The 7176-nt window shown below is 71.3% G+C and carries 8 protein-coding genes; 4 read left to right on the top strand and 4 right to left on the bottom strand.

What is annotated here, in order from left to right; genetic code table 11:
• Positions 1 to 189 precede the first annotated feature (189 nt).
• Both greA and ABD747_RS23885 read right to left on the bottom strand, forming a co-directional pair.
• Positions 190 to 702, bottom strand: coding sequence for a transcription elongation factor GreA (gene greA, locus ABD747_RS23890; RefSeq protein WP_344809420.1), 513 nt, complete (start codon positions 700 to 702; stop codon positions 190 to 192).
• A gap of 56 nt (positions 703 to 758) precedes the next feature.
• Entirely contained in the window at positions 759 to 1175 is a 417-nt protein-coding gene (locus ABD747_RS23885) for a DUF4307 domain-containing protein (RefSeq protein WP_344809418.1), read from the bottom strand.
• Between the two features lie 106 nt (positions 1176 to 1281).
• Here ABD747_RS23885 and mca point away from each other — a divergent pair, with 106 nt between their 5' ends.
• Both mca and ABD747_RS23875 read left to right on the top strand, forming a co-directional pair.
• Positions 1282 to 2214, top strand: a complete 933-nt coding sequence (mca, locus tag ABD747_RS23880) for a mycothiol conjugate amidase Mca (RefSeq protein ID WP_344809416.1) — start codon at positions 1282 to 1284, stop codon at positions 2212 to 2214.
• Positions 2215 to 2239: 25 nt separating this feature from the next.
• Entirely contained in the window at positions 2240 to 2500 is a 261-nt protein-coding gene (locus ABD747_RS23875) for a hypothetical protein (RefSeq protein WP_344809414.1), read from the top strand.
• A gap of 19 nt (positions 2501 to 2519) precedes the next feature.
• On the opposite strand, the gene tenA is transcribed toward ABD747_RS23875, so the two are convergent.
• The gene (gene tenA, locus ABD747_RS23870) at positions 2520 to 3191 is read right to left on the bottom strand and encodes a thiaminase II (protein WP_344809412.1); all 672 of its coding nucleotides are present in this window, start codon (positions 3189 to 3191) and stop codon (positions 2520 to 2522) included.
• Here tenA and ABD747_RS23865 point away from each other — a divergent pair.
• Positions 3182 to 5263 carry a thioredoxin domain-containing protein gene (locus ABD747_RS23865; RefSeq protein ID WP_344809410.1) on the top strand — a complete coding sequence of 694 codons (2082 nt, stop codon included), beginning with the start codon at positions 3182 to 3184 and terminating at the stop codon, positions 5261 to 5263. The genes tenA and ABD747_RS23865 overlap by 10 nt on opposite strands.
• A 195-nt stretch (positions 5264 to 5458) precedes the next feature.
• On the opposite strand, the gene trhA is transcribed toward ABD747_RS23865, so the two are convergent.
• A complete protein-coding gene (gene trhA / locus ABD747_RS23860) occupies positions 5459 to 6199 on the bottom strand; it encodes a PAQR family membrane homeostasis protein TrhA (RefSeq protein WP_344809408.1) in 741 nt (246 codons plus the stop codon).
• A 180-nt stretch (positions 6200 to 6379) separates the two neighbouring features.
• Between trhA and ABD747_RS23855 the strand changes: the two genes are divergently transcribed.
• On the top strand, positions 6380 to 7176 hold a 797-nt coding region (locus ABD747_RS23855; protein WP_344809406.1), incomplete at its 3' end, for an isoprenyl transferase.

The raw sequence follows: 7176 nt of genomic DNA, 5'->3' as shown, positions 1-7176 counted from the left end.
CGAAGTCGCCGCACGACGAGCGAAGTCGTGCCCGGTTGCCGCAGTGGGCCCCCAGTTGCCGCAGTTGGGCCCCCGGTTGCCGCAGTGGACCCCCGGTTGCCGAAGTGGGCCCCAGTTGCCGAAGTGGGCCCGGCCGCCGGAAGTGGGCCGCACCGGTAGTCGGGCGGAGTCAGGGACGGAGTGGCCGGGTCAGGCGGACGGGAACGGCTCGACCTTGACGACGGTGACGTCGATCGACTTCCCGTTGGGGGCGACGTAGGAGACTGCGTCGCCCTTCTTCTTGCCCAGGATTGCGGCGCCGAGCGGCGACTGCGGGCTGTAGACGTTGGTGTCCACCGAGGCGTCCAGACCGAGCAGCTCGCGCGAACCGAGCACGAATGTGTCGGTGTCGGACTCGTCCCCGTCGAAGGCGATCGTCACCTGGGTGCCGGGTGCGACCTCGTCGGCGTTGGCCGGCGCTTCGCCGACCTGGGCGCGCCGGAGCATGTCGGTGAGCTGGCGGATCCGAGCCTCCTGCTGGCCCTGCTCCTCGCGCGCGGCATGGTAGCCGCCGTTCTCCCGGAGGTCGCCCTCCTCGCGGGCCTGGGCGATCTTCGCCGAGACCTCGGCGCGACCCGGGCCCGACAGCTGATCCAGCTCGTCGGAGAGCTTCTGGTAGGCCTCCTGGGTCAGCCAGATGACCTGCTGCTCGGTTTCAGACATTCGACCAGCGTAGCAACGCGGACCAACCTGCGTCAGGGTCCGAACGCCGGTGGCCGCTAGCCCGACGTGCACTCCTTGGCCACCGCCGTGGTCGCGCGCCTCAGCGTGACGATGTCGATGTCGACGCTGGTCAGCTTGTCCGTGCCGGCCGGGACGGCGACCTCGACCTCGCCCACGGTCTGGAAGTCGACCGCCTGCGCCACGACCCGGCAGGTCGCGGCGATCGACGGGTCGCGGCGCTCGACGGTCAGGGTGACGGCGATGCTGCGGTCCCCGCGGACCACGTACGTCGCCACCTGCGCATCCACCTGCGGGGTGGCGTAGACATAGCCGGCCCAGACCAGCCAGCCGAGCCCGACCAGGGCCAGCGCGCCGATCAGCAGCACGGCCACGGGCCGCGGAACACGCGAGCGGGGATAGCGCAGCCGGAGCCGCTCGGCAGCCTCCGCGCTGCGCGGCTCGACCTGGTTCACGGGCCCATTCTGCCGGAGCGCCGGTGACCGGTCCCCGCGTCCGTCCGGCCCGGCGGGGCGCGAGACGACCACCGGGACTGTCGGTCGGCCGTGGCAGCATGAGCGCATGGCGCGTCCGGCTCTTCGAGTGGACCGCAGCGGAGAGCCGCTGCGGCTGCTGCACGTCCACGCGCACCCCGACGACGAGTCCAGCAAGGGTGCGGCCACCACGGCGAAATATGTCGCCGAGGGCGTGGAGGTGATGGTGGCGACGTGTACCGGCGGAGAACGCGGCTCGATCCTCAACCCGGCGATGGATCGGCCGGACGTGCTCGCCAACATCGCCGAGATCCGCAAGCAGGAGATGGACCGGGCGCGGGAGATCCTCGGCATCCACCAGGTCTGGCTCGGCTTCGTCGACTCCGGTCTGCCCGAGGGCGATCCGCTGCCCCCGCTGCCGCCGGGCTGCTTCGCTACCGTCGACCTGGAGGTGGAGGTCGCGGCGCTGGTCCGGGTGATCCGTGAGTTCCGGCCCCACGTGCTGACGACGTACGACGAGAGGGGCGGCTATCCGCACCCCGACCACATCCGCTGCCATGAGATCTCGGTGGCGGCCTTCGAGCAGGCGTCCGATCCGGAGGCGCTGCGCGAGTTCGGACCGGTCTGGCAGGTGCAGAAGCTCTACTACCACCTGAGCGGCAATCGGGCCCGGTTCGAGGCGCTGGACGCGGCGATGATCGCGCGGGGCGGCGAGCCGCAATACACGGAGTGGCTGACGCGCTGGCCGGCCGACCTGGCGTCCCGGCCGTATCCGGTCACCCGGGTGCCGTGCGCTGAATACTTCCCGACGCGCGACCACGCGCTGCTCGCGCACGCGACCCAGATCGACCCCGAGGGCCACTGGTTCAGCGTTCCGCTCGAGGTGCACCAGCAGGCGTGGCCGACCGAGGACTACGAGCTGGTCACCAGCCACGTCGAGGTCGACCTGCCGGAAGACGACCTGTTCGCCGGCATCGCGGTGTCGGCGGCGGAGACCGCGGGTACAGTCCGGGTGTCTTGACGATGCGATTCGAGGAGGTGGCCGCGTGAGTGCTGCACTGATGGTGCTGGAGATCGACCCGAGCATCGTGCGGCCAGGCTGGGTGGCTCTGGTGGTCACGCTGTTCATCGGGGCCGCGCTGGTGCTGCTGTTCTTCAGCCTGCGGCGGCAGGTTCGCCGGATCAGCCCGGACCTGCCCTATGCCGACGACGTGGACACCGAGGCGTCCGGACCGAGTTCGGAGTCGCAACCACCGACCACCCCGCCGGCGGCGCCCGACATCACCTCGCCGGGCAAGAGCGGCTGAGCTGCGCCGGATCTCGCGATCAGATCGGCCAAGGAAGCCGTTGGTAGGCGGCGTCCCAGAACATCCACTCATACCGCGCGGTGGTCCGGAAGTGCCGGACGCACCGCTCCCGCTCGGCCGCGCCGAGATCCGAACCGATCCGGTCGGTGACGCTCAGCACCCGGTCGACGATCGCGTCGACCTCCGCCGAGCCGTAGGTCGCGATCCAGCGCGCGTAGAGCGGATCCGGCGACGAGCCGGCCTCGAGCACATGCCCGACCTGGCGATAGATCCAGTAGCACGGCAGCACGGTCGCGACCGCCTCCGGGTACGAACCGGTGGCGCAGACGGCCGTCAGATAGGACATGTACGCGGTCGTCACCGGTCCCGAGCCGGCCGCGTCGACGTCGGTCGAGGTGAGCTCCAGGTCGCCGAGGAGCTCGGCGTGCAAGCCGCGCTCGACCGCGATGGCGTTCGCGGCGTGGTCGGCGAACATCGCGACCTCGTCCTCGTCGTGGGCCCGGGCGGCGGTCAGCGCCAGCGCTCGGGAGTAGTCGCGCAGATAGTGGCTGTCCTGCACGATGAAGTAGGCGAAGCTCTCCCGCGGCAGCGTGCCGTCGGCCAGCCCGGTGATGAACGGGTGCACGAGAATGGCGTCGTAGATCGGTTCGGCCGCGTCCCAGAGCTGCTGGGAGAACGTGGATGGCGTCACGCGCCGTGTCTATCAGGTGGCCACTCGCCATCGCCGCCCGCATCGCCGCCGACGATCATGGTGTGGTGAACCGTCTCGGGACAGCGACCAGCCCCTACCTGTTGCAGCACGCGGACAACCCGGTCGACTGGTGGGAGTGGGGGCCGGAGGCCTTCGCCGAGGCCGAGCGGCGAGACGTCCCGGTGCTGCTGTCGGTGGGGTACGCAGCCTGCCACTGGTGTCACGTGATGGCCCACGAATCGTTCGAGGACGCAACCACGGCGGCGGCGATCAACGCGGATTTCGTTGCGATCAAGGTGGACCGGGAGGAACGGCCCGACGTCGACACGGTCTACATGGCCGCGACGCAGGCGATGACCGGTCAGGGCGGCTGGCCGATGACGGTCTTCCTGACCCCCGACCGCCGGCCGTTCTACGCGGGGACGTACTTCCCGCCGGCACCGCGGCACGGGCTGCCCGGCTTCGGCCAGATCCTCGACGCCATCGGATCGGCCTGGCGCGACCATCGCGACGAGGTCCTCGCCAGCGCCGGCGAGATCACCGCCCGGCTGGCGGAGCTCCGCCCTCGAGGACTGGCCGGCGAGCTCGCCGAGGCCGACCTGGACGCCGCGGTGGCCGCACTCCGGGGCGAGGAGGACACCGAGCGTGGCGGCTTCGGCCGGGCTCCGAAGTTCCCGCCGTCGATGGTGCTGGAGGCCCTGCTGCGGCTCGCCGACGCCGGCGACGCCGCGGCGGACGAGATGGCCACCCGGACCCTCGACGCGATGGCCCGCGGGGGGATCCGGGATCAGCTGGGCGGCGGCTTCGCCCGCTACAGCGTCGATGCCGGTTGGGTGGTGCCGCACTTCGAGAAGATGCTGTACGACAACGCGCTGCTGCTCGGTGTCTACACCCACTGGTGGCGGGGGTCCGGCTCGCCGCTCGCGGCCGAGGTGGTCGAGTCCCTGGTCGGCTGGCTGCTGCGCGAGATGCGGACGTCCGAGGGTGGCTTCGCGGCCAGCCTGGACGCCGACTCGCTCGACCCCGACGGGCGGCTGCGCGAGGGCGCGTACTACGCCTGGACCCCGGACCAGGTGGTCGCGGAGCTGGGCGAGACCGACGCGGCCTTCGCCGCGCAGGCGTTCGGGGTGACGCCGGCCGGCACGTTCGAGCACGGTGCGTCCACCCTGCGGCTGATCGGTGACCCCGAGGCGTTCGGGCTGGCCGACGTACGCGGACGGCTGCTGCGGGCGCGAGATCGCCGGGAAGCCCCCGGTCGGGACGACAAGGTGGTGGCGGCCTGGAACGGCTGGCTGATCGAGGCGCTCGCCGTGGCCGGGATGACGTTCGAGCGGCCGGAGTGGGTGCATGCTGCGACCGAAGCGGCGGAGCTGACCTGGCGGCTGCACTGGACCGGCTCCCGGCTGCGTCGGACGTCGCGCGGCGGCGTGGTCGGGGACGCGCCGGGGATCCTCGAGGACTACGCCGCACTGACCCAGGCGTACGTCCGGCTCGCCGGCATTCACGCCGAGCCGGTCTGGATCGAGCGGGCCCGGCAGCTGGCGAGCGTGATCGAGGAGCAGTTCGGCGACGACGCCGGCGGCTACTTCGACACGGCCGCGGACTCCGAGGCGCTCTATACCCGGCCGGCCGACCCGACCGACAACGCGACCCCGTCCGGGCTGAGCGCGACCGTCCACGCGCTCCGCGCGCTGGCGGAGCTGACCGGCGACGACGGGTACGCGGAGCGAGCCGACCGGGCGGCCGCGGAGGCCGGCAAGCTGGTGCGCAGCGCGCCCCGCTTTGCCGGCTGGCTGCTGGCCGACGCCGTCACCCGGCTGCGCCGGCCGGCGGTCCAGCTGGCCGTGGTCGGGCCGGCCGGCGATCCCGCGACGAGCGACCTGGTGACCGCCGGCTACCGGCTGGCGCCGGCCGGATCGGCGATCGTCGCGGGCCCGGCGGACGCGCCGGGGATCGAGCTGCTGGCGGGCCGGACGATGATCGGCGGCCGGCCGACGGCGTACGTCTGCCGGCACTTCGTCTGCAAGCTCCCGGTCACCGAGCTCGCCGACCTGGAGTCCCAGCTGCGCTGAGCCCATCTCCCGTCACCCGTCTCCCCGTCACCCCACCCGGAAACTGTGCGTGTCTTGCAGCGACACGCCGTCCGACGGTGCGAGAACTGCACAGTTTCCGCGACGGTGACGGAGGTGACGGAGAGACGGAGGAGGCGGAGGGTCGGGGGAGGGGGAGGATGGCCGGCCGGTATGGGGCCGGGCCGGTGAGCCGGATCAGGTGTAGGTGACGATCGAGATCGCGATGTAGTGGCAGACGAACGCGGCAATCGTGAAGGCGTGGAAGATCTCATGGAAGCCGAACCAGGTGGGCCAGGGATTCGGTCGCTTCAGGCCATACACCACCGCGCCCACGGTGTAGAGCAGCCCGCCGGCCACGACCAGGACGAGCACGGCGGCGCCGCCGGCGGCATAGAACTGGCCGAGCCAGCCGACGGCCGCCCAGCCCATCATCAGATACAGCGCCGTGTAGAGCCAACGTGGCGCCGTGAGCCAGAACAGCCGGAACAGCAGACCGACCAGCGCGGCCGACCAGACCAGGGTCAGCAGCAGCACCCGCGACGTGCCGGTGAGCAACTGCAGCGCGAGCGGGGTGTAGGTGGCGGCGATGAAGACGTAGATGTTCGCGTGGTCCATCCGGCGGAGGATCCCCTCGCCGCGCGGGCCCCACGGCGAGCCGCGGTGATAGATCGCGCTGGTGCCGAACAGCAGCAGCGACGCGGCCAGATAGATCGCCCCGCCGATCTTGCCGGTGGCGGTCGGAGCAAGGCAGATCAAGACGATGCCCGCCGCCGCGGCCAGCGGCGTCATGGCCGCGTGCAGCCAGCCGCGTAGGTGCGGCTTGATCTGGTTCAGGACCTCCTGGGTCCGGCTCTCGTCAGGCTGGGAGGGGTCGGGATCGGCCGGTCGCGGCGCGAGCGTGTCGCGCGGGTCACCAGGTGTCATCGTGCTGCTCACTTCCACCTCCTAGTGTGACGTCGGACCGGCGTCGGTGTCCGCCGGCCACGCAACCTACGGTACCGTAACTTACGGTTCCGTAGGTAACGCTCGCGAAAACAGCCGGCGACGCACGACGTGAGATCGGACACCTCGGGCGTCGGCGGGCGGCGGAGAGGCCTGCCGCTACGCTGCGGAGTCATGGGCCGGCGGCTGGAACGCGTGCGCGAGTTCGTGGACCGGATGCACCCCTCGGGGCTGCTGTACAGCACCTACGAGCATCGTCTGATCGCCGAGCTCGACCCGGACCGGCTGCCGCGGCACGTGGCCGTGCTCGCGGACGGCAACCGCCGCTGGGCTCGGGCCAACGCACCAGGTCAGCCGCTGGTCGCCGGTTATCAGGCGGGCGCGGACCGGTTGAAGGACTTCGTCGAGTGGTGCGACGAGCTGCGGATTCCGGTGGTCACGCTATGGGTGCTGTCCACCGACAACTTCACCCGCAGCGGCGAGGAGGAGATCGGGCCGCTACTGCGGGTGATCGAGCAGATGGTCACCGACCTCGCCGCCGGCCGGCGCTGGCGAGTCCACCCGGTCGGGGCACTGGACCTGCTGCCGGCCACGTCGGCGGAGATCCTCAAGCAGGCGGACCGGGACACCGTCGGAGTGGACGGGATGGTGGTCAACATCGCGGTGTCCTACGGGGGTCGGCACGAGCTGCGCGACGCCGTCCGCTCCCTGCTCGCCGAGGAGGCCGAGCGCGGCACCACGATCGCCGAGCTGGCTCAGACCCTGGACATCGAGCACATCGCCGACCACCTGTACACCCGCGGCCAGCCCGATCCGGACCTGATCATCCGGACGTCGGGCGAGCAGCGGCTGTCCGGCTTCTTGATGTGGCAGTCGGCGCACAGCGAGTTCTATTTCTGTGAGGCGCTGTGGCCGGACTTCCGCAAGGTGGACTTCATCCGCGCGCTGCGTTCCTACGGTCAGCGCGAGCG

The sequence above is a fragment of the Microlunatus ginsengisoli genome (assembly GCF_039537205.1).
GTDB lineage: Bacteria > Actinomycetota > Actinomycetes > Propionibacteriales > Propionibacteriaceae > Microlunatus > Microlunatus ginsengisoli.
The sequence above is the reverse complement of the archived record's forward strand: the minus strand, read 5'-3'. Positions and strand labels throughout refer to the sequence as shown.